Below are 21500 nucleotides of genomic sequence, written 5' to 3'. Positions count from 1 at the left end.
TCAAAGAGTTCAACTTTGGTTCGCCAACGCGTTTAAAATGGAGTTTTTTATGAAAGTTAGTGATAAAGTCTCTTCAAAAGCACTCGGTTTTACCCTAATTGAATTGGTTATCGTAATCGTAATTTTGGGCATATTAGCAGCAATAGCAGCACCAAAATTTGTCGATTTAACTTCAAATTCAAAAAAGGCCGTTCTCGAAGGATTAACAGGCTCAATTGAGTCTGCGATTTCGCTACAGCATTCCATTGCTCGCGTTAATCAAAGCAATGGTGGATTAGAGAACGGGTTTATTCATGATGGTATACTATTCGATCAAGGATACCCTGTTGCATTAGATTTTGACGTACCTTTTGGCTCTTTTAATCAAGACAACGATCCAGACAATATTCCTGAAATATTAGAAGCGACCAATATCAATATTAGCGATTGGACTTTTGGAGAGATAATTAATGGAAACGAGAATGGCGAAATTACTCGTGAGCTTTATGTAACTTCCAGTGAAGTATTAAGCGACGGAGCAACTGCTGCAGAAATAATTGCGACTAATTGCTATGTTTCTTACGACAGCTTTTTGCTAGTTCAGCAACGCCCAGTGGTAAAAATTATAAGTTCAGGATGCTAATTTTCATCACTAAACATTTTCACTTAAACAATTGCCTTGAAGTACTACCTTGCTTTAATACGGCGGTGAGATAGAGTTTCAATACTTTTCACAACGTCAGAAACAACAAAGCCCCGCGATTGCGGAGCTTTATCTTTTACATCAACTGAATATAGGAAACGCTATTCTACTTTTATTCCTTTTAGCTCCTGGCCTCCTTGGTTAAGAATTAACGCGTTGGATTCGCCCTGTTCGTTAACATTAAATGTGATCCTTGCTTTTACAGAGTGATTAACAAATACAGAGCTAGAAATAGCCGTAAGCGGTAGTTTAGGTTGACCTGTTCCTTGAACAAACAACTGCTCATTAATACGCGTTACCGTTAACGAAAAACCTTTCATTAATTCATACTCACCTTGCAATTTATCAAGACTTTCTGGGGCTACTGCTATAGGACTAACAAGTTTTATTGTATCTAGTTTATCCGTAAGATAAGCATAACCAATATCATCCATTGTTATAGATGTATTAGATAAGATAACTATCCCTTTTTGCTTTGAAGGGTTAAAACCAATAAATGAAGCAAAGCCTCCTGTTTGCCCGTTGTGCATTAGAACTTCATTGCCCTCTCCTAATTGACGAATCCAAGCCAATCCTATCTTAGTTGAAGGGTTGCCGAAATCGGCTGTTGTTTTGTGTGTTAATTTTATTGATTTATTAAGTGAACTATTATGCATATTAGCCATTAAGAAAAGAGACATATCTTTACTTGAAGAAATTATGCCGCCCGCCCCTGTTAAAGCGGGTAATTGCCAATATTTGGTTACCGTTAAATGACTATTGTGACCTTTGCTAAAGTTACTGAGTTGAGAATCTGGCACATCAATATAGGTGTTATTCATCTTCAAAGGTGTTAATACGCGAGCCTTCAACATGTGTTCAAAGTTTGATTTATTGATATTTGCTAGAACAACCCCAAGCAACCCCGTTCCCAAGTTTGAATATTCTGGCGCGGCGCCAACTTCACGGGTTGGTTCAAAGGTATTTAGGTAATCAAATAACATTGTTGTTGTATAGTCTGCGTATGGATTTAGTGGATCTCCCATAGGCATATTACTAGGCAATCTAGGTAAACCTGAGTGATGATTTGCTAAAGATTCAAAAGTAATTGGCTTATTGTTAAGAGGAAGTGAAACTGATTTAGGAAGATAAGGCTGAATGTTATCAGTAAGCTCAAGCTCTCCTTCAGTTACATATGATGCCAACGCTAAAGACGTTAATGTTTTTGATACAGAGCCAATTTCAAACAACGTATTTTCATCAACTTGTTTATTACTTTTTTTGTCTAATACGCCTATATTGATGAAACTAACTTCGCCGTCCTCTATCGTGGCAATAGCAACGCCTACACTGAGCCTTTCTTGCTCTATTTTGTGTTTAAGTATTTTTTCTAGTTGATTTTCTGCAGCGTTTGAACAAGCAGATAGAACAATAATTAAAAAAGTAGCAATGATAACTATCGTACTCTTGACTGAAGATTTTTTTTTACAAATTTGTGTTATTTTCATGATTAATCTCACTAAATTTTGGTTGCACTAACCCTGCTCAGCCCTCTTATAGAACTGAGTAGATTAACTTAAGTGTGTATTTGAATTGATTTAGGTAATAGACTTTAACTATCGAGTTCTAGCAAACGCTTTTCGACATTTGACAGTAAAGGGCCAAACTTTTTCTTAGCCGCTCGTTTATTCAGGCCGTAAACGCCCACCACGAGAAGAACAAGTGAAATGTAATACCAATACATGTTTGAGGGTATTTGTGGAATTCCGGCTTCATTAACATTACTGCCTAAAGTGATAAGCAAAATTGCTAGTGTTATTGGGCTGATATACCACCACGCCACCGTTTCTAGCAGCCTTTTTTGTTTAGATAACTTTTGCTTTTCTTGCAATAAAAACTCTTTGATATTTTCGCTTTTTTCTGTGTTTCCCTTCTTTGCCGCTAACAATTTGTAAGAAATATAGAAACCTGCGCCTATCGCAACAATACAACCAATAGTTTGCATAGTGCTTACTGAAATTGTTAACCCATATATCCAAAACGGGATAAGAAGAATCGCGATCGATATTTCTAGAAAGTCTCGACGTTTAATTTCCTTATCTATTTTATTTGTTTCTTTTTCAATAGCTGAAATGACCTTTTCAAAATCGTTTGATACTGGTTCTGTTTCGATTGTTTTTTGCCAGTCCTGCTTTAAATCATCTAGCTTCATTTCAATCTCCTAAAAATTGATTTTCAAAACTTTGTTTAATTCGCTTTATTCTCGATCTAACAGCGTTTGAACTTATCCCTAACACTTTCGCGCTTTCTTCCGAGTTCAACCCATCTAGATACATCATAAGTAAATTCGCATCTGTGTCATTTAAGCTATCCATGAACCTATTTAAGACATCAGCTTGACAATTTTCTTGAGGTGGTATTTCTGCCTTAGCCAAATTAGCAAGAACAGACTGTTTCACTCTAGATTGTTTTACAGCACTACGAACGAAAGTACAGGCAGTATTTATAGATACCTTATAAACCCAGGTTTCAAGCTTTGAATTCCCATCGAATGAATCAAAACTTCGCCATAGTTGAAGTAAAATTTCTTGATATATGTCGTCAAATTCATTGTCATGACTATACCTAGAAGCGATATAGCGTATTCGCCCTTGGTTACTAATAATCATTTGTTCAAATTCTTTACGCATATATTTATTATCACTTCAAAGTTAGATATTTAGTTAGTAGGAACAATTACTCGTTTGTGTCATAAAAAAATAAAAAATTTACAAATATTGGTTTAATGGTCGTAACCTGTTGAAATTATGCTGCTAATCAAAGGATACAAGACAAACTGTTTTGAGACATAAAAAATGCCAAATGATTAATATCTGGGTATCATTTAATTTTATTGAGTCAAATAATGAAAAGGATAAAGGTGAAAAACACAGCACGTACTATAAACGAGTCCTGTTAGGCTAGTGACCTACGCGACTCAAGTCGCACTACATCATGCCGCCCAAATAAAGCTTATCTATTTGTTTTTATTAAATTAATTGCATGGGACTTAGTAGCGATACTCTACCTTGTACCCCTGCGATTTTTGTATTCGATTAACTTATTGATATTTATTATAATTATATTGTTTTGTGAAAATATTGTGTTTTACTTAAATAAACGTGCCCAATAAAATTACTAGTGACTTACAGCTAGAAGTAGTACCAAAACAGCATTTCACCTGAATGAAGCTTGCCAGCGAGGAAAAACTACTTAAAGCAGTTTTTCCTCTAGTACAATTACCTTTCTACTTAAGTGAAGAGTCTGAGATTAAAAACAGCTTCCCTTTAGAATTCGTAGCTCCAATGATCCCTTCGTTTGTAATAAAACTGACCCCACTTTTACGAGGCCATTTCATGACATCTTCATTCAACCCGCCAAGCCACTCACCCGTTATTAATGAATATTTGCTAATAGTTACGCCTTGGTTTCCATGTAAACCATGGCCTACAAAATATATATTTCCAGCTGTTTCATCTAAAGTTAGGCTGCCATAATCATACCGATCAACACCCAGATTAAAAGGAGTAGTCGTTTCTCCGTTGGCCATATCAAATATATCTCCCCAAGTGTAGTAAAGTAATTTTTCCTTTAAGACAACTGAGTTATTGGCGACTGTGGCATTATGATATTTCGTCTCTACCGCCTGAATCTCACCGTCACTTATCTCAAACTCCTTTACTCCCCCATATCGATTTATACTAATAAACCGGTTATGTTCAGTGAAAAAAACTTTTACATCGCCAAGATCATTTCTATTAATTCCCTCTATCGATGACTCGGTAATTTCACTTTGGTTTGAATGATACAAGCTAAGATACGTTGAGTCTTCGTCAACGCCTACTATAAACTCTTCATCAGAATAAGGGGAAGCAGCCATATAAAATATTTGTCCAACGACAATATCAATATCAAAAGGAAATTCAGGAGTTAAGTGTTTTGCAGCTACCACTAGCGCTTCTTTAGTTGAAAATGTTTCCAAATCAATTTCAATAATTTTGTCCGTTTCATCAAAACCAACATATAACTTTTCTTTATTTCCAGACAGGTTCATAGAAGTTGGCTCAGAGCCTACATAAACATGTTCAATTGTTTCTTTAGACTCCAAATCAATAATTGCAACAGAATTTCCATTTATACCAAATACACTAGGTATCGTGCCATAAACCCGATTTCTTGTTGAATCATAGAGTGCATTTGAAAACTGGCAATCCATACTCCCCCAGTATCCATCACCATTGTCCATACTAAGCTCACATGCTTTATTATATTTATCTTGCACATTAAGTTCTTCTTTCGGAATGGCATATACTCCGGCACCACTAAAAACTAGTAGGTGTGAGTCAGTGGCGTTCATTGCCGTTACTTTATTTCCACTCCATAATTTAAGAGGAAACTCTGCTACAGGTAAATATTTTTCGTAAGAATAAACTATAACTTTGTCATCTTTTTCCAAAAAATATGCTTTGTTTTCATCTACATCAAAAAACTTAGCCGAGTAATGTTCACTCCAGTGTGAACTATCTTTTCTTTCAAATTTCCCGAGTTTTGTAAAATCAATTGGATCATACATACTACGCTTGTCGAATAATAAACCGCCAACAATAGACAAGTCGTGACTGCTATCTGATGAAAGAGATATATTTAACAATTCTCCAAAACCGTTTTCATTAATTGATACTGAAAATAAATCTATAAATGTATGGCCTCCAGCATCTAAAAATAGCGATTTATCGTCAGGTGAAAATATTATCGAATTTTGAAGCCCATCAATCCCTGAATAATTAATATCTGGAACATTTCGATAGGATAAAGGTAATTGCTGCCCACTTTGAACTAAGACAATATTGGTACAGTCTTTATAACCTTTCTTGCCAACCCTTAAAGCATAATAACCAGTAGCTAAGTTAGCTGCCACTGCATCACAAATCACTACCTCTGCTTCATCGAAATTTGGATCTCCAGATTCATATCCATGATCGACATTTAAACTAAATATTTCGGAATTATTAGATAAGTTATAACAAGTAAAAACATCACTTTCTTCCAATATAGAACAGTATTGGGAGGCATCATATGAAAACACAATACTTTCCAACTTAGTGTTGTTAAAGCTTATCAATTCAGCAACTTCATTTGTTCTGACATCCATTGAAACTAAGGAGTTTGGAAAGGTGGCATCGAGTTCTGTAGTAAAGATTAATAGCCTATTATTTAATTTGTCCTCAAAAACTTGCTTAGCAAGCAGAGTGCTACGTCCAACTTGCAAATCAGAGGCTAGACTTTGGTTTCTTCCAACTCTATGAGAGTCTGAGTATATGTAACCTTCAAATGCTTCTCCCCAGACAATATTACCCAAAACTTTATACGAGTTATCACCGTTATCATCTAAACTTACAGTGTCATTAAAAAGCTTTACCGAACTGTTATCTCCAAAACATATACTATCCGAAGATGTTGGAAAGTTAGTTTGAAAATGGATAAGATCTGCTTCACATTTAAACGTGCCGCCTAAACTAGAGCTATCAAATTCAATCTGAAAACTCGTCTCATTTTCATACCAACTAGAGCCTTGCTCAAAAAAAGTGGTTTTAGAAAGTTTGAAATTTTTGGCTGACTCAGTTAATTCTTGTTGTGTTAAATGAAAGAAACCATTATCACCCGATTCAACCGTTATAATTTCATCATCGGTTAGATTATATTTTATTTTGAAGCTCGCTGATATCGTTCCTGATGTTCCCTCTTCTTTAGAGTGAATCTGAAAATTCTCAGTAGACAAATTAGCTTCCATTGCAATACTGTTATTTTCATCGACAGTAAATTCAATAATCTCTAGCTCAACACTTCCTGTTACGTCGTCAACTAGTACCCTATCAAAGCATGAAACGTATTTAATGTTAATTATTTCACCGGCCTCAATAGCAAAGTTACTATTCGAATCTTTATGATCAATTGATACTGCGCCTTGTTCACTAGGGACCTCTTGCACGCAACTCCCAGCATAAGAAACATTTCCGTAATAGTCTAAAAATATAGATAGTACTGAATCAGAAAGCTGTAAAATGCCCTCTGCATATAGAGGACCGTATGCGATTACACTAGCATTATCTTCAGTTATTTTAAGTGAATAAGCAGAAACAGGAGTTAATCCCGTTGATGGTGAAGATGGTGAAGATGGTGAAGAATTTCCTCCTCCACTACCTCCACCACAACCGATGACAAAAGTTGCCAAAAGGATAAATAAGTATCGCTTCGATAATAAATTAATATCCATCTATTTCTTCCGTTTAAAAGCTTTTAACATAAGAATACGCACTTTATACGTATTTAAACGTTTTGATTGAAATTGGAACAATTATCAGTTAAAAAAGTTTAGAAAGTCAATTAGATAGCTCATAAAAAGCCACCGCATAAGAAATTTAATGACTATCAAATAGCACCACTATATTTCCCATCTTCCAAACTTTAATAGATTGATATTCTATTTATGCTTTGTCTTTTGAGAGTAATATTGTGCGCGAAGGCTCTATTGTTTGAACAGGAGCTTTATTAATAGCTTTGATAAAAGACATCAAACTATATAAGAAAAAGGTAGACTTCTGTCGGGATATTTATCACTAGATGCGAACATAGGAAACAATAAGGCGATGGGATAGGGATTTACAAAATACCTCCCTGTATTTTGCCCTGCGGGCTAGCTTACGCTATGCAAAATTGTTCCAGACAATTTTGTGAACCCTGACACGGGTTAAAATACTTATGCTACAGATACAAAAAACCCGCCTAGTAGGCGGGTTCTTTTTGTATGGCGGTGAGATAGGGATTTGAACCCTAGAAGGGCTACAAACCCTTGCCGGTTTTCAAGACCGGTGCTTTCGACCACTCAGCCATCTCACCTAGAAACTTTTTAACCGAAAACCAATTTGGTGATCGGGAAGCAATATTACTATTACCTCTTTTTTAATTCGTCTTCTTGCTGAAGACGAAGCGCATATTAAGCACTTAATAAAAGCTTGTAAAGCAGTAATTTACTCGTTAACGTTTGTTCGATAAATTTTTAATCATTTTGCACATAGGATATGCAATTATGACAAATAATGAACCGTGTCGTTGCCCTTGGCTGGACGTTTCGAAACCTGATTATGTGAAGTATCATGATGAAGAATGGGGAGTACCAGTTTACGACGATCCAACATTATTTGAGTACTTAACATTAGAGTCAGCTCAAGCGGGTCTAAGCTGGTACACCATATTAAAAAGGCGTGAGGGCTACCGTAACGCATTTCATCAGTTTGATGTTAATAAAGTATCGGTTATGACCGAAGAAGATGTTGAACGCCTAATGCAAGATACAGGCATTATCCGAAACCGAAAAAAAATAGAAGCAGCCATTAACAACGCACAACGGTTTATAGAAATTCAACAAGAATTTGATTCTTTCAGTAAATACATGTGGGCATTTGTCGATAACAAGCCAATTGCTAGCAAAGTGGAAAAACTAGAAGACTACCCTGCTACCTCAGAAATCTCTGACAAATTTAGCAAAGATCTTAAAAAACGGGGATTTAAATTTGTAGGCTCAACTATTTGTTATGCTCACATGCAAGCATGTGGAATGATAAATGATCATTCTGTTGATTGCTTTCGTAGAACTGAAATAATTGAGCAGTACAATTCAGCTATTGAAGTGAAAGACACAAATAATTAAATTTTTCACACAAATTACTGAAATAAACACATAGCAATTTAAAATCCTTGTGTCATAATATGTCACAAGATGTAAATTCGGGGTAAATATACTTGAACTTCTCGAATTACGCCTTATCTTACAAATATAACTAAAGTTCTTAGAGGAATGTTTATGCAATCTAATATGGGTTTTCAAACAGCGAGCCAGAGCTCTGCAATTGAAATCAATAAGGTATTGAAAAATACTTACCTGCTTTTATCAATGACCTTAGCATTCAGTGCAGTTACAGCTGGTATTTCTATGGCAATGGGTCTATCTCACTTAGCCGGTTTAGTCATGACATTAGTAGCTTTTGGTGTTTTATTTGTTGTAAATCGCCAAGCTGACAAAGCTAGCGGTATTGGCTGGATCTTCTTATTTACAGGTTTAATGGGCGGTGCTTTAGGGCCAATGCTTAACTACTACCTAGCCCTACCTGGTGGTGGTTCGTTAATTATGCAAGCACTAGGTGGAACAGCACTTATTTTCTTCGCACTTTCAGGTTACGCATTAACAAGCAAAAAAGACTTCTCATTCATGGGTGGCTTTTTAATGGTTGGTTTAATCGTAGCAATTGTTGCTATGATTGCGAACATCTTCTTGCAAATCCCTGCTATGTCGTTAGCGATTAGCGCAGGTATTATCATGATTATGTCTGGCCTTATCTTGTTTGATACAAGCCGTATCATTCACGGTGGCGAAAGAAACTACATCCGCGCGACAGTTTCTTTATACTTAAACATCTACAATATCTTCACTAGCCTTCTACATTTATTAGGCGCTTTTGGCGGTGATGATTAATCTTCGTTAAAAACTAACGTATAATAGAAAGCCTCGTTTAACGAGGCTTTTTTTATTTGGGGGAAAAATTGCAGAAACTTGCTTTTATGGTCACCACATCGGTAGTTGATCATTTCACTAAAACAGCCTATCAAATTGTAAAAACAACGCTAGAGCAAGGAATAGAAGTAACGGGCGTGTTCTTTTATCAGTCTGGAGTAACTAACGCCTCTAAATTAGCAAAGTTTCCTTCAGATGAAGTAAACGTCAGTTTATTATGGTGCGAGCTAGCAGACACTTTTGGTATTAACCTTCACTTATGTAGTACTGCTGCAGAAAAGTATGGATTACTTCCAGAAGACGACGCTATTAATGTTTTGCATGAGCAATTTACTGTGTCTGGTTTAGGCGAGTTAGTTGTTTTACATGAACAAGCCGACAAATTGGTGCAGTTATGAGTAAATCTATCGCTATTGTAAATACTAAGCCCCCTTTTGGCCATGAAACGGCTAAGGAAGCAATGGATTTGTCATTAATATTTGGCAGTTACGAGCAAGACACTCATTTATACTTTAAAGGTCAAGGCGTATTGCAACTCGTTGACTATAACGACCCTAGTAAATTACTTATCAAAGATTTTCTTAAAACCTTTTCGGCTTTCGAGTTTTACGAGCTTGAAAATATTTATGTTTGTCAGGAAAGCTTAAAAGAGCTCGGCGTTGATGAAAAATTTCATATTGAGGGCGTTAAATTGCTGAGTCGTGTTGAGTTAGAAAATTCAATTAAACAACACAATAATGTATTGGTGTTTTAACCATGAATGATACTTTATATCTAGTAAGAGAAATCCTAACTCCTAGTGGTTTGAGCAATCTTTTTGATTCAGTTAATGACGCAGACACAATAGTGTTTCTCGACGACTCAAGCTACAACGTTAACTCATTAGCGCAAACAATTAACAACAAACAGCTTTGTTTAGTTAAAGAGCATGCTGACGTTAGACATTTAAACGTTGCTGATTTGCTAGATAACAGCAAAATCAAAATGATCTCGCTCGAACAACTACCCTCACTATTTTTAACGCATAAAAACGTAATTACTTGGAAAAATTAATGTCTGCATTAATATTTAACGGCAAAGAAATACCTACTGATAAACAAGGCTACTTGCTAGATCACACAGAATGGAGCGAGGAATTAGCACCTTTAATCGCGCAAGCTGACGATATGGAGCTAACAGAAGCTCACTGGGAAGTTATACGCTTTGTCAGAGACTTTTACGAGCAATATAATACGTCGCCCGCTATAAGAGCACTTACGAAAGCAATGAAGGCTGAATTTGGCGAAGAAAAAGCGAGTAGCAGGTATTTGTATCGTTTATTTAAAGAAGGCCCAGCCAAACAAGCGACAAAATACGCAGGTTTGCCTAAGCCAGCACGCTGTATCTAATAAAAAACTTTTACGCTTTTATATTGATATTGTGGCCACTATTCCCAACAGGAGTTTGAGTATTGATGCTGGCAGATTGGATTAAATCCATTGCCATCTTACCTTCAATCTCTTTTTGGTCTTTAGCTTTATTGGCCGTTAAAACACCGTTAGCCGTTGAAGTATTTGATTGAACAGCATCCGTAGCTGACGATAAATTGATAGACATAAAACCTCTCTTATAAAAGTACTGCGTTTCACTATCATTCTTTATATCGACTGTAGTTGAAAATCCTTTAATAAAAAAGGCGCTAAAAGCGCCTTTTTTGTATCTACATTGTAAAACAATTACTTAGTAGGTAGTGTAGGTACTGAAATACCAGCCATTTCTTGCATTACACGAACAACTTGACAGCTGTAGCCAAACTCATTGTCGTACCATACGTAAAGAACAGCACGGTCACCATCAACGATAGTTGCTTGTGAATCTACAACACCTGCGTAGCGAGAACCAACTAAGTCAGTTGAAACGATTTCAGTAGACGCTGTGTAGTCAACTTGATCTTTTAAGTCAGAATTTAAAGAGATATTACGCAAGTAATCATTCAATGATTCGGTGTCAGTCGCTTCTTTAAGGTTAAGGTTCATAATAGCCATTGAAACGTTAGGCGTTGGAACACGAATAGCATTCCCTGTTAACAAGCCCTTTAATTCAGGAAGTGCTTTTGCAACAGCTTTTGCAGCACCAGTAGAAGTAATAACCATGTTTAATGGTGCACTACGACCACGACGAGGTGACTTATGGTAGTTATCAATTAAATTTTGATCGTTTGTGTACGAGTGAACAGTTTCAACGTGACCGTTACGGATACCGTATTTGTCGTTTAACGCTTTTAATACTGGAGTAATTGCGTTAGTTGTACAACTAGCAGCAGAAACAATCTTGTCTTCTGGCAAGATCATATCTTGGTTTACACCGTAAACGATATTCTTGATGTCGCCTTTAGCAGGAGCAGTAAGTAATACTTTAGCTACACCTTTTGATTGTAAGTGTTGGCCTAAACCTTCTTCGTCTGACCAAATACCCGTGTTATCTACAACCAATGCGTTGTTAATGCCGTATGCAGTGTAATCAATATCAGAAGGAGATTTTGCATAAATGACTTGGATGAAGGCACCGTTTGCTTTAATAACGTTGTTCTCTTCATCAATTGTGATGCTGCCGTTAAACGCACCGTGCACTGAATCACGACGAAGTAAACTCGCACGCTTTTCCAAATCGCCATCTTTACCTGGGCGAATTACAATTGCACGCAAACGCATGTTTGAAGCTGGACCAGTGCGCTCGATCATAAGGCGTGCTAATAAACGACCGATACGACCAAAACCATAAAGCACTACGTCTTGTGGCTCTGCTTGCTCTACGTTACGACAAACTTCAGTTAATTCTTTTTCTAAAAACTGTTCAATTGATAAACCGTTTGCTTCGCCTTTGAAAAGGTAACGATATGCAAGTTTACCAACATCGATACGCGCAGGTGCTAATTCCATTTTGCTTAAAGCTTCAACGAATGGGAAGCTTTCACGTAAACGTAGTTTTGTTTCCTCGTGAAGTGCTACAGACTTATGAGCTTTGATAATGTCAATTGCATCAGCATTTACCAACGGTCGGCCATATACTGAAATTTCGATTCCTTTGTTTCTGAAAAGCTGACCAATAATTGGTTGCATGTTTTCAGCGAATGTTTGACGTTCTTGCCAGCTAGTTTGATATTGTTCCTCAAGATGAGAAGTCATTGCATAAACCTTATATATCAGTCGATTGAACAGTGAACTATTATTAACTATAGTAGGAAGTTAACAATAGTTATTTGCGGTGCGCATTGTAATTGAATATGAAAGCTTTCGCCACTAATTACAAAAAATTTATTTCTATGAAATTTAAACATCATAAAGCTGTCGTTAAAACTTTTCTGGCATTCCTAATTGGCGGACTGCTTACAGCTTGCGACAATGGTGGTAGTTTTGCGTCTATTTGCAAAGAAAACCCAGAAATATGTGAGGAATTTCACGAAGATTCTTGGTGTAAAAAAGAAAGAATAGCCGTAGGTAAGGCTAATTTAGCTCAAAAAAATGATCCCGCAGACATTCATCAATTTAATCAATTAATTGCTTATGAAAATTATGATAAATGTGTCAGTCATGCTGCGAAAATTGAGCACATAAAATTAAAAGAAAAGAAAACGAAGCGTGTAAACAATATGATGAAAGCACGCGCTCGAATCGAAGAAATTTCTGAGCAAACCAAAGATTCGATGCACCCTCGCCTTTTATATTTTCATTGGACTCGTTATTTAGACAAAGAAGCGTTACAAAAATTCTTAACCTATGAAGGAAAGGAAGAATTAGAAACACCAGAATCTCAAGTAGAGTTAGCAACCTATTATATGAAAAGAGACGAAATGAAAACCTTAAAGTCTTTATTTCATGCGTTAGAACTATACAAAGGTGAAGAGCCATTTGATAAAGAAATCTTCAAAACCCTATCCTCAGTGTTTGCACAACGAGATGATTTTAAACAATCGTATATATGGTTAAAGGTACTTTATCTCTATGATGAAACCGATACGGATACGTCAGCCCAAACAATAGATTACTACGCGACTAAGCATCAATTGGATAATAACTTTCTTGATCAAGTGGCGCAATCAACACTGAACAAAATTAAAGATGGGACGTTTACTGCACCTAAGTTTTAACTTAGGTGCAGTAAATCGCGTGAATTGGCTGGTATTAAGATTGTTCGGTAAAATCTAAACTTAGTGAGTTAACACAATATCTTTTACCCGTGGGTTGTGGTCCATCGTCGAATACATGCCCTAAATGGCTATCGCATTTAACACATTTAATTTCCGTTCTTTTCATATTGTGAGAATTGTCTTCTAAGTATTTAATCGACTGAGGTTCACTTGCCCAAAAGCTCGGCCAACCACACCCTGCATTAAATTTGTGCTTAGAATGAAACAATAATGCACTACAACACGCACAGACATATTGACCTTCAAGCCAAAAGTCATTGTACTTTCCTGAGAAAGGATATTCGGTTGCCCCCAAACGACACACTTGATACGCTTCTGGAGACAACTTATCTTTGTAGTTATCGTGATCACTCATTCTAGATTTTAACGATATTACGCTCTTCAGATCCCCACTGTACGTGATACTTTTTGCCTGACGCTTTATCTACTCTTTCAAACGTATGCGCACCAAAGTAATCGCGTTGCCCTTGTAAAAGGTTAGCAGGTAAAGTGCTATGGCGCATCGAATCATAATAAGAAAGTGAAGAAGCAAGTGCTCCAGCAGGAATTCCCATCAAGGTAATTTTAGCAATAGCTTGACGCCAGTTAGATTGGTACTGATTTAGCTGCTGTGCGAAAAAGTTATCAAGTAATAAGTTTTCTAGCTCTTCATTTCTTTCATACGCTTGCGTAATAGACTGAAGAAAAACAGCGCGAATAATACAACCGGCACGCCATATCTTAGCAATACTGGCGAAATCAAGTTTCCAGCCATGCTCTTTTTCCGCCAATTTCATTAACTGAAACCCTTGAGCGTATGCACAAATTTTAGCGCAGTACATAGCATCTTGTAGCTGATTAATAAATGTTTCTTCTTCTTGTGGCGTTAATGTGTCGTTCTCTGGACCAGACAACACACTTTCAGCTTGCTCTCTTAGCGATTTAAACGAAGAGATAGAACGGGCATATACCGCTTGAGCGATAGTAGGCGCAGGCGCTCCTACTTCTAAACTACTTACAGCAGTCCATAAACCAGTGCCCTTTTGACCCGCTTTATCTAAAATAAGATCTACTAGCGGTTTGTCATCAACCTTGTGGCGTAACACTTCTACTGAAATTTCTAGTAAGTAACTTTCTAGTGGACCTTGATTCCATTTTTCAAATACATCAGCGATACTTTCTGCAGAAAGCCCTAAGCCAGCTCTTAATACATGATAGGCTTCACAAATAATTTGCATATCCGCGTATTCGATTCCATTGTGAACCATCTTAACGTAATGACCTGCACCAGCAGGGCCAATATACGCCGTACAAGGATCGCCACCTTCAACTATTTGTCCTGGTTGGCTACGAACAATAGGTTTACCATTTTCAGGGTCAACTTTAGCAGCGATTGCTTCCCAAATAGGTTTAATTCTTGTCCAAGCATAGGGGGAACCACTCGGCATTAACGAAGGTCCAAATCTCGCACCTTCTTCACCACCGGATACCGCTGAAGAAAACAGAATAAAGTTACTCTTATACTTTTCTTCCCTAGCTACTGTATCAACCCATAAACTATTGCCGGTATCAATAACGATATCGTCTGGCTGAATACCTGCACCAATCAAACTTTCGGATACTTGATCTACTGGTGCACCGGCCGGTACAGATAAAACAATTAAATGTGGAGCTTTTAATTTAGACAATAACTCCGTATATGAAAAACAGCCAACGACTCTGTCCTCTTGTCCATTATTTTCACGGCGATCTTGTTCAATAGCTAAATTAACTTTTTCATTATCTAGGTCAAAAGCTGCGATTTTGTAGCCGTTATCAGCTAAATTTAGCACTAGGTTTTTTCCCATAACACCTAGACCAATAAAACCAATATCACAAAGTTGTTCTTGTTCAGTCATGCCAAGTCCTGATTGAGGTTGCGTATAATTAAATAATTATTGTTGTATATTTTATAGCGCGCAGTTTATCACGCTAGCAAACGGAGTTCATGCAAAAAATAATAAAATCTCATAAAAATGTAATAATATTTTATTTTGTTAAATTAAAGTGGTGTTTAAAGGAGCAACAATTACCTTTTTGTAAGTTTTTCTTGTAATTTTTACAATTTGGTGTAATTTTACTACATCGTAATTAGTTGGAAAGAAATATGACCATTAAAGTAGGTATTAACGGTTTTGGACGCATCGGGCGTTTTGTTTTTCGCGCGGCTTGTGAGCGCAGCGACATAGAAGTTGTCGGTATTAATGATCTAATTGATGTTGAATACATGGCGTATATGCTTAAATACGATTCAACACACGGCCGCTTTAACGGCACTGTAGAAGTAGATAATGGTAACTTAGTCGTTAATGGCAAGGTAATCCGTGTGACTGCAGAAAGAAATCCAGCACAATTAAAGTGGAATGAGATTGAAGCAGAAGTTGTCGTTGAATCTACAGGCTTATTCCTAACTGATGAAAGTGCCAGACAACATTTAACAGCAGGAGCTAAAAAAGTTGTCATGTCTGCTCCTTCTAAAGATGCAACCCCTATGTTTGTTATGGGCGTAAATAACGACACCTATGCTGGTCAAGATATTGTTTCGAATGCGTCGTGTACGACAAACTGTTTAGCACCAGTAGCGAAAGTATTAAATGACAAGTGGGGAATTGTAGACGGCTTAATGACGACAGTTCACGCAACTACAGCGACACAAAAAACAGTCGACGGTCCGTCAGCAAAAGATTGGCGTGGTGGACGTGGTGCCGGTCAAAACATCATTCCATCTTCTACAGGTGCAGCGAAAGCCGTAGGTAAAGTAATTCCTGAGCTAAACGGTAAATTAACGGGAATGGCATTTAGAGTACCTACGCCGAATGTTTCAGTAGTAGACCTCACGGTAAACCTCGAAAACCCTGCAACTTATGAAGAAATCTGTCAGGCGATGAAAGAGGCTTCTCAGAATGATTTGGCTGGCGTTTTAGGCTACACCGAAGATCAGGTTGTATCGAACGACTTTATTGGTGAGACTTGTACCTCAGTGTTTGACGCTGGTGCAGGTATTGCTTTGACAGATAAATTCGTGAAGATTGTATCTTGGTATGACAATGAAATTGGCTATTCAAATAAGGTCTTGGATTTAGTTGCTTTTATTTCAAAGTAGATTCACGTTTACTTTTAGCTAGTAAATAAAAAAGCCCTTAGAGGGCTTTTTTATTAGCTTAATTTAGTTCTATCTCATACAAGTTGTTCATTACGTCGTAAAGCTCAACCTTATCAATTAGATTAAAACCTACTTTATTGAGCAGTTTGTTAGAAGAAAGGTTTTCAGGTTTAGTAATAGCCAACACTTTATCCAAACCACAATGACTGTTGCCAATTTCAAGTGTTGCTAGTGCTGCTTCTTTCGCATAGCCTTTCCCATGATGCGCCGACAAAAAGGCATAACCTAAATCAGGTAATTCAAATACCTCTCTTTGATAGAACCCACAAATACCGACTGCAGTTTCGCTATCTTTTAACTCAACAATATATGGCCCAAAGCCATATTTTTCATAGCTTTCAAAAGCACTTTCTCTAATAAATGCTTTTGCTTGGTCTTTGGTTTTCACATTTTTATCGGTAATGTTATCAATAAAACACTTTTCGTTAAGCAAAGTTAGCATAAAAGACCAATCATCTTCCCTAACTTGACGAATAATTAAGCGTTGCGTTTGCGCTAGTTCCATTAAAAATTCCTTATTGGATATACCTAATTTTGTCGAGTATTTCATTTGACGTTTAATGTCGTCAACATTTAAACGTTATCACTTATTCAATAATACAAAGTTAGCTTCCGCTTGCTCTTCGAGTAAATCTAGTTTTCTTTCTAGCTCATTAAGCCGATTCGTTTGGCTACTATTGGTTTTTTGCGATATTGAGAGCTGATTTGAAAGTAGGTCGACCTGTTTTGCTAGTCGTGTATTGTTTGAATCTAACCACATAATGTGACAAATCATGATCGCAAAGCCAAGGCTGATAATGATGATATTTTTGTTTTTTAATACAGTTGAATTAAACATAACTTTATTTTTTCACACGCATAAATATTGTATTAATAACAAAGACGAGATCCAGCCAAAAAAAGTTGCGTTAAGCCACATTATTTTTGTAAATAGTTTTTATAGCGCTCGACAAGGCGAGCAGCTTCATTCAAAGGTTCTTTAAATGTTTCTTTTTTATATACATATGTAGAATTGATCCATTGCTCTTCGAACTGACGAACGTTAAAAGACTTTCCAAGTCTTTTATTTTCATGGTACTTCTGCCATCTAGGCAAGTAATAATCTTTAACTAACCCGCTCCAGACGCGACCAGAGTAATCGTTAACGGGATCCCCTCCCCAGGTAGTTAACAGCCTTTTAGCATTACTTTCGTAATAGGATTTTTCTTCCTTATTGTCTCCCCAACTCCTGGCCCAACCTACCCATGCGTCCAGCTGAAAATTCGGGTGCTCAGCGAGAAGTTTATCCATTGCAAACATTAAAGATACAGCCTCGTCTATAAGTTGATAATTAAGATTGTCGTCTGGCAAAGCTTCGAATTGATGGAGTAAGTCATCAATAACTAAACTTAAGAACAAAGACGTTATTTCAACAGCATCATAACGATAATAAGTATTATCTTTTAATTGTTTTCTTGCTTTTAAGAAAGCAACTGTAGCATGAACAAAATCTTGAGATTCGTGTACCGTGGCGTGATCTTCTACACCCTCTGGTTTTTTGTAAGGCCTTAATTGAAATCGATGGATAGGATGATCGACAAAGCTTCCATAAGCTGAATTATTTAGATAGTTGTAGGCTGATAACAACGACTTTGGAGCTTGTCCGTAGCGAGCAACTGCATATTGCTCTTGCCATTTAGCCAAATCAATTTTTTCTGTTGTCCATGCCATATCGAGGGTTAATTCGTAGAGCATTTCATTATTTTCAATGCCCTCAGGAGCTATCCCATACCCCACTAAGTTACCCTTATCTTTGTACGTTAATGCATCAATCGGGATACTCGCGTAAATGTCTAAAACGCCGTTCAGTGGTGTTTTTCCCCCCATATTGGGGATAAAAGAATAAATCCACTTTTTGTTAAAAAAGCCGTCATAAAGCTTCCATGAAGGATCTATTTTCCACCAAAGTTTATTATATTCGTTTGCGAGGTCTAGAATGAGGAGTTTATCGTCTGGCACTTTACTGACAAGCGCATGTAAACGCTGCGCGGTCCAAAAGCGTTCTCGATTTTCATCTTTATGATATGGAAATGTCCAGCCTTGCATCACCCAGGTTGCACTGGGGTTAGCCGCTTTAATAGAACGGTAAACTTTATCACCATACCCTTGTAACTCAGCTAGAAGTGATTCTTCTGAATCCATTTTAGGTACATCCATTTCATTGAAACTATCAGCCAGATAAAATTCATTTTTACCAAATTCTTGCTCCCACAGTTCTATATATAACTTACCTATTTTTTCGAACATAGGGCTAGTGGGTGACAATAAGTATCCATATGTGTCAGTAGGAAGTCCTCCTCCCCATGATAATCGCCTAACATTTTCATCAGGATATAAACGCTTGAATCCTTCAGGCACAAATCCTGCGAAAGCATGAACGATTGGGCTCATTCCCAAGCTTCTCATTGAATCTAACATTTGATGTGTTAGCTTAATTTGCTTATCAAAGTAACCAGTGGGAATAGTGTCTCCACCATCCCAATTAATTAAGTTTCCCATTCTATTCCAAGGAAAATGAGCTGGCCCCGAAAAGTAGGCTAAAGCTTCTTTTTTGCTTAAGCCAAGTTTTAAAAACGTTTTAAATAATATCGCCTCATGAGCTCCTGCTATTAACGGCATATTAATGCCGTGCATAGCCATCCAATCTATTTCTTTTTTCCATCGTGCCCAATCCCAATAAGCTGTTGAGTATCCATGAGTAACAACATTGAAATAATACCGGTATTGATAGGGACTCTGATGTTGGGTCACTAATGAGTTAAGATTTTTCGGGAGCTCAAATGAACTCCCCGACCAAGTAAGCAAGCCATCATGATGTTGCTTTAAATAATGATAGGCCCCACGAGTTAATCCTATAGCACTAGAAGAGCTAATAAATATTTTGTTATCACTAACTGATATTTGAAATGGGTCAAATGTATCGCTTTCTAAACCAGGGAAATTAGATACAGATAGATGAAATCGTTGACTCATCTCTTTGCCTAGCACTCTGTCTAAAACAAGTTGCGCTGCAACGACGGAATTAAGATCTTGCCTTGTCGGCTGTTCGTCTTCAAAGACAGTTGAGTCTAATGCCAAAGAATGTAAGCTAAAGAGATAAAAAGAAAAAACAGTAATGAACTTTTTGATTATTGTTTTCATAACACCTGCAACTTTAGTTAAACAGTCGAACAACCTATTTAGTTCGACGAGTTGCATACATTATAATCAGTTAAAAATTTAGATGATTGGTAGAAAATAACCAATTTCTACCAATACATAACATTACCTTAAATATTTTTAGTCGATACGCCGCAAACAGAATCTTGGCATACACCATTCATGTAACCAGAACCACAGTTTTCAGTATGTGCGGAAATAATTGATTGCCAGGTCCCATCTGAAATATCCTCCTTGATGTTAATAAGATCTGCGACTATTGCTGCAGCATATTCTATCGGATGATCTGATTCTGAAGTTGTTCGATAATTAGAATCTATATAAACCCCTTGTCCAACGGCCTGATAATTACAGTCTGCTATACCTTTAAAAATCTCACCTATAACGGGAAGTTTCTCAAATTCAACAGCTAGCGCAGGAGTTGGTGGCATAAAAGGAACAAGATCTTGTGAATTGATATAACGAGTTTGAGAAAATAGCTTATTATAACCCAGCATAAACGTTTCATCGCCGGTATTGGGTGAAGCAATAGTAACCACTTTTTCTGCTTTTATGTCTTCTAGATTATTTAACATAATTGAAGCGAGAGTCGCCATAGAAGCTCCCTTACTATGACCCGTGATATATAAAGGTAACCCACTTTGTAACTGTTCTTGTACTGCAGTGAGTAACGGTTGCCAGATAGCCTTGACTGAATTATAGAACCCGTCGTGTACTTTACCTGGCAAGCCATCAACAGAAATAGTAAACGCCATTAGATCTTGAAGCCAATCTAAAATAGACGGCAAATTTACTTCTGGGGCCAATGTTCCTCTAAAAGCGACAATAACACAATCAGCACAAGTACCTACCAAACAAGCGTCGATATTGTCAGGGCCACCACTGATAATAGTTGGTGAGCTTTCAAAACCAACCGCGTCGTAATAAGGTTGTTCAGGCGTAAAAGAGCCATCAGTCTGTATAAAAGAAGCAACTTCACAAGCGCATAGTAATCGACAATTTAAATCTACAGTTGAAGTCATTGTTTTGTCCTTAAAAATTAGTCATATACAGCAAGCTGCGATCAACTAACATGACTTTTGTATTCAATCGTTTGTGCAATAGATAAATGTTTGATAACTAATAAAACTTTATCCAGTTTTTTAAAATCAAAAGACTAAAACTTGTTAAGATAAAACGGATACTACCTAAAATTGGGCTAACAAAGTCCTTTTGTTTCCCTTTTAATGTAGCACAATGAACAATTTTTGATAGAAAGTTACTTTTGGCGAGATGGTTCGTGAGTATTATAACGAGGCAATGTATCGTCTAGGTCATCCCAACAGGCTTTAGAGCTCACGAAGTTATGTGAGATAGGACGCTCACTTATTTCTGAATCAAAGATTCCTAACCGTATTCTAAGTTTATCTTTATTTTGGTCATTTGAGCTGAAAATAGGAGAAGCACAAACTCTACAAAAATGCCTTTTCTTCCCTGGCTTAACTTCATAAAAGGACAGATATTCTTTTCCGGTAATGTGCAAATCGTGGCTTTCGATAAATCCATTGGTTGCATACGCTGTACCACTAGATTTTCTACATAACGAACAATGACAATGGATAATATCAGTAATACTACCCGATAATTCCAATTGGACCGAACCACATAAACAACTGCCTTTATACAT

The 21500-nt window shown here is 37.0% G+C and carries 22 protein-coding genes and 1 tRNA gene; 9 read left to right on the top strand and 14 right to left on the bottom strand.

Translation table 11 applies throughout. The annotated features are described in order from the left end of the window. The first annotated feature begins 49 nt into the window (after positions 1-49). Positions 50-622, top strand: a complete 573-nt coding sequence (locus tag ACOB80_RS06370; protein ID WP_473164978.1) for a type II secretion system protein — start codon at positions 50-52, stop codon at positions 620-622. A 161-nt stretch (positions 623-783) separates the two neighbouring features. Here the strand turns inward: ACOB80_RS06370 and ACOB80_RS06365 are convergent, their stop codons facing one another. From ACOB80_RS06365 to ACOB80_RS06345, 5 genes are all read right to left on the bottom strand, one after another. Beyond that, positions 784-2169, bottom strand: coding sequence for a serine hydrolase (locus ACOB80_RS06365; RefSeq protein ID WP_473164977.1), 1386 nt, complete (start codon positions 2167-2169; stop codon positions 784-786). A 104-nt stretch (positions 2170-2273) separates the two neighbouring features. Then, positions 2274-2873 (bottom strand): hypothetical protein, encoded by a 600-nt coding sequence (locus ACOB80_RS06360; RefSeq protein WP_473164976.1) that lies wholly within the window; start codon positions 2871-2873, stop codon positions 2274-2276. A gap of 1 nt (position 2874) precedes the next feature. Next, positions 2875-3351 (bottom strand): RNA polymerase sigma factor, encoded by a 477-nt coding sequence (locus ACOB80_RS06355; RefSeq protein ID WP_473164975.1) that lies wholly within the window; start codon positions 3349-3351, stop codon positions 2875-2877. 596 nt (positions 3352-3947) lie between these two features. Further along, positions 3948-6974, bottom strand: coding sequence for a YncE family protein (locus tag ACOB80_RS06350; protein ID WP_473164974.1), 3027 nt, complete (start codon positions 6972-6974; stop codon positions 3948-3950). A 532-nt stretch (positions 6975-7506) separates the two neighbouring features. Then, positions 7507-7597: transfer RNA gene (locus tag ACOB80_RS06345), tRNA-Ser, on the bottom strand. Between the two features lie 190 nt (positions 7598-7787). Between ACOB80_RS06345 and ACOB80_RS06340 the strand changes: the two genes are divergently transcribed. The 6 genes from ACOB80_RS06340 (at position 7788) to ACOB80_RS06315 (ending at position 10657) form a co-directional block, all read left to right on the top strand. Continuing rightward, positions 7788-8408 (top strand): DNA-3-methyladenine glycosylase I, encoded by a 621-nt coding sequence (locus ACOB80_RS06340; protein ID WP_473164973.1) that lies wholly within the window; start codon positions 7788-7790, stop codon positions 8406-8408. A 153-nt stretch (positions 8409-8561) separates the two neighbouring features. After that, positions 8562-9230: a Bax inhibitor-1/YccA family protein gene (locus tag ACOB80_RS06335; protein ID WP_473164972.1), complete on the top strand. Its 669-nt coding sequence runs from the start codon at positions 8562-8564 to the stop codon at positions 9228-9230. Between the two features lie 68 nt (positions 9231-9298). Continuing rightward, a complete protein-coding gene (tusD, locus tag ACOB80_RS06330; RefSeq protein ID WP_473164971.1) occupies positions 9299-9667 on the top strand; it encodes a sulfurtransferase complex subunit TusD in 369 nt (122 codons plus the stop codon). Beyond that, positions 9664-10023: a sulfurtransferase complex subunit TusC gene (gene tusC, locus ACOB80_RS06325; protein WP_473164970.1), complete on the top strand. Its 360-nt coding sequence runs from the start codon at positions 9664-9666 to the stop codon at positions 10021-10023. The genes tusD and tusC overlap by 4 nt, the downstream gene beginning before the upstream one ends. 2 nt (positions 10024-10025) lie before the next feature. Then, positions 10026-10322: a hypothetical protein gene (locus ACOB80_RS06320; RefSeq protein WP_473164969.1), complete on the top strand. Its 297-nt coding sequence runs from the start codon at positions 10026-10028 to the stop codon at positions 10320-10322. Then, positions 10322-10657 (top strand): TusE/DsrC/DsvC family sulfur relay protein, encoded by a 336-nt coding sequence (locus ACOB80_RS06315; RefSeq protein WP_473164968.1) that lies wholly within the window; start codon positions 10322-10324, stop codon positions 10655-10657. The genes ACOB80_RS06320 and ACOB80_RS06315 overlap by 1 nt, the downstream gene beginning before the upstream one ends. A gap of 10 nt (positions 10658-10667) precedes the next feature. Here the strand turns inward: ACOB80_RS06315 and ACOB80_RS06310 are convergent, their stop codons facing one another. Together ACOB80_RS06310 and ACOB80_RS06305 are read right to left on the bottom strand one after the other, a co-directional pair. Next, positions 10668-10865: a cytoplasmic protein gene (locus tag ACOB80_RS06310; protein WP_473164967.1), complete on the bottom strand. Its 198-nt coding sequence runs from the start codon at positions 10863-10865 to the stop codon at positions 10668-10670. 119 nt (positions 10866-10984) lie between these two features. Beyond that, positions 10985-12433, bottom strand: a complete 1449-nt coding sequence (locus ACOB80_RS06305; RefSeq protein WP_473164966.1) for a glyceraldehyde-3-phosphate dehydrogenase — start codon at positions 12431-12433, stop codon at positions 10985-10987. A 137-nt stretch (positions 12434-12570) separates the two neighbouring features. On the opposite strand from ACOB80_RS06305, the gene ACOB80_RS06300 reads away from it, so the two are divergent. Beyond that, complete coding sequence (locus ACOB80_RS06300; protein WP_473164965.1) at positions 12571-13395, top strand: DUF2989 domain-containing protein; 825 nt, start codon at positions 12571-12573, stop codon at positions 13393-13395. A gap of 34 nt (positions 13396-13429) precedes the next feature. Here ACOB80_RS06300 and msrB read toward each other — a convergent pair whose 3' ends face one another. Both msrB and gnd read right to left on the bottom strand, forming a co-directional pair. After that, the gene (gene msrB, locus ACOB80_RS06295) at positions 13430-13810 is read right to left on the bottom strand and encodes a peptide-methionine (R)-S-oxide reductase MsrB (protein ID WP_473164964.1); all 381 of its coding nucleotides are present in this window, start codon (positions 13808-13810) and stop codon (positions 13430-13432) included. A 1-nt stretch (position 13811) separates the two neighbouring features. Then, positions 13812-15332, bottom strand: a complete 1521-nt coding sequence (gene gnd / locus ACOB80_RS06290) for an NADP-dependent phosphogluconate dehydrogenase (RefSeq protein WP_473164963.1) — start codon at positions 15330-15332, stop codon at positions 13812-13814. A 248-nt stretch (positions 15333-15580) separates the two neighbouring features. Between gnd and gap the strand changes: the two genes are divergently transcribed. Beyond that, positions 15581-16576: a type I glyceraldehyde-3-phosphate dehydrogenase gene (gap, locus tag ACOB80_RS06285; protein WP_473164962.1), complete on the top strand. Its 996-nt coding sequence runs from the start codon at positions 15581-15583 to the stop codon at positions 16574-16576. A 58-nt stretch (positions 16577-16634) separates the two neighbouring features. Here the strand turns inward: gap and ACOB80_RS06280 are convergent, their stop codons facing one another. From ACOB80_RS06280 to ACOB80_RS06260, 5 genes are all read right to left on the bottom strand, one after another. Further along, positions 16635-17141, bottom strand: coding sequence for a GNAT family N-acetyltransferase (locus tag ACOB80_RS06280; RefSeq protein ID WP_473164961.1), 507 nt, complete (start codon positions 17139-17141; stop codon positions 16635-16637). A 78-nt stretch (positions 17142-17219) separates the two neighbouring features. Continuing rightward, positions 17220-17474: a hypothetical protein gene (locus tag ACOB80_RS06275; protein WP_473164960.1), complete on the bottom strand. Its 255-nt coding sequence runs from the start codon at positions 17472-17474 to the stop codon at positions 17220-17222. 80 nt (positions 17475-17554) lie between these two features. Further along, complete coding sequence (locus ACOB80_RS06270; RefSeq protein ID WP_473164959.1) at positions 17555-19816, bottom strand: alpha-N-acetylglucosaminidase; 2262 nt, start codon at positions 19814-19816, stop codon at positions 17555-17557. 128 nt (positions 19817-19944) lie between these two features. Beyond that, positions 19945-20856, bottom strand: coding sequence for a lipase family protein (locus ACOB80_RS06265; protein WP_473164958.1), 912 nt, complete (start codon positions 20854-20856; stop codon positions 19945-19947). Between the two features lie 236 nt (positions 20857-21092). Continuing rightward, entirely contained in the window at positions 21093-21500 is a 408-nt protein-coding gene (locus ACOB80_RS06260; RefSeq protein WP_473165337.1) for a GFA family protein, read from the bottom strand.

Source organism: Thalassotalea coralli (assembly GCF_055786205.1).
The sequence above is the reverse complement of the archived record's forward strand: the minus strand, read 5'-3'. Positions and strand labels throughout refer to the sequence as shown.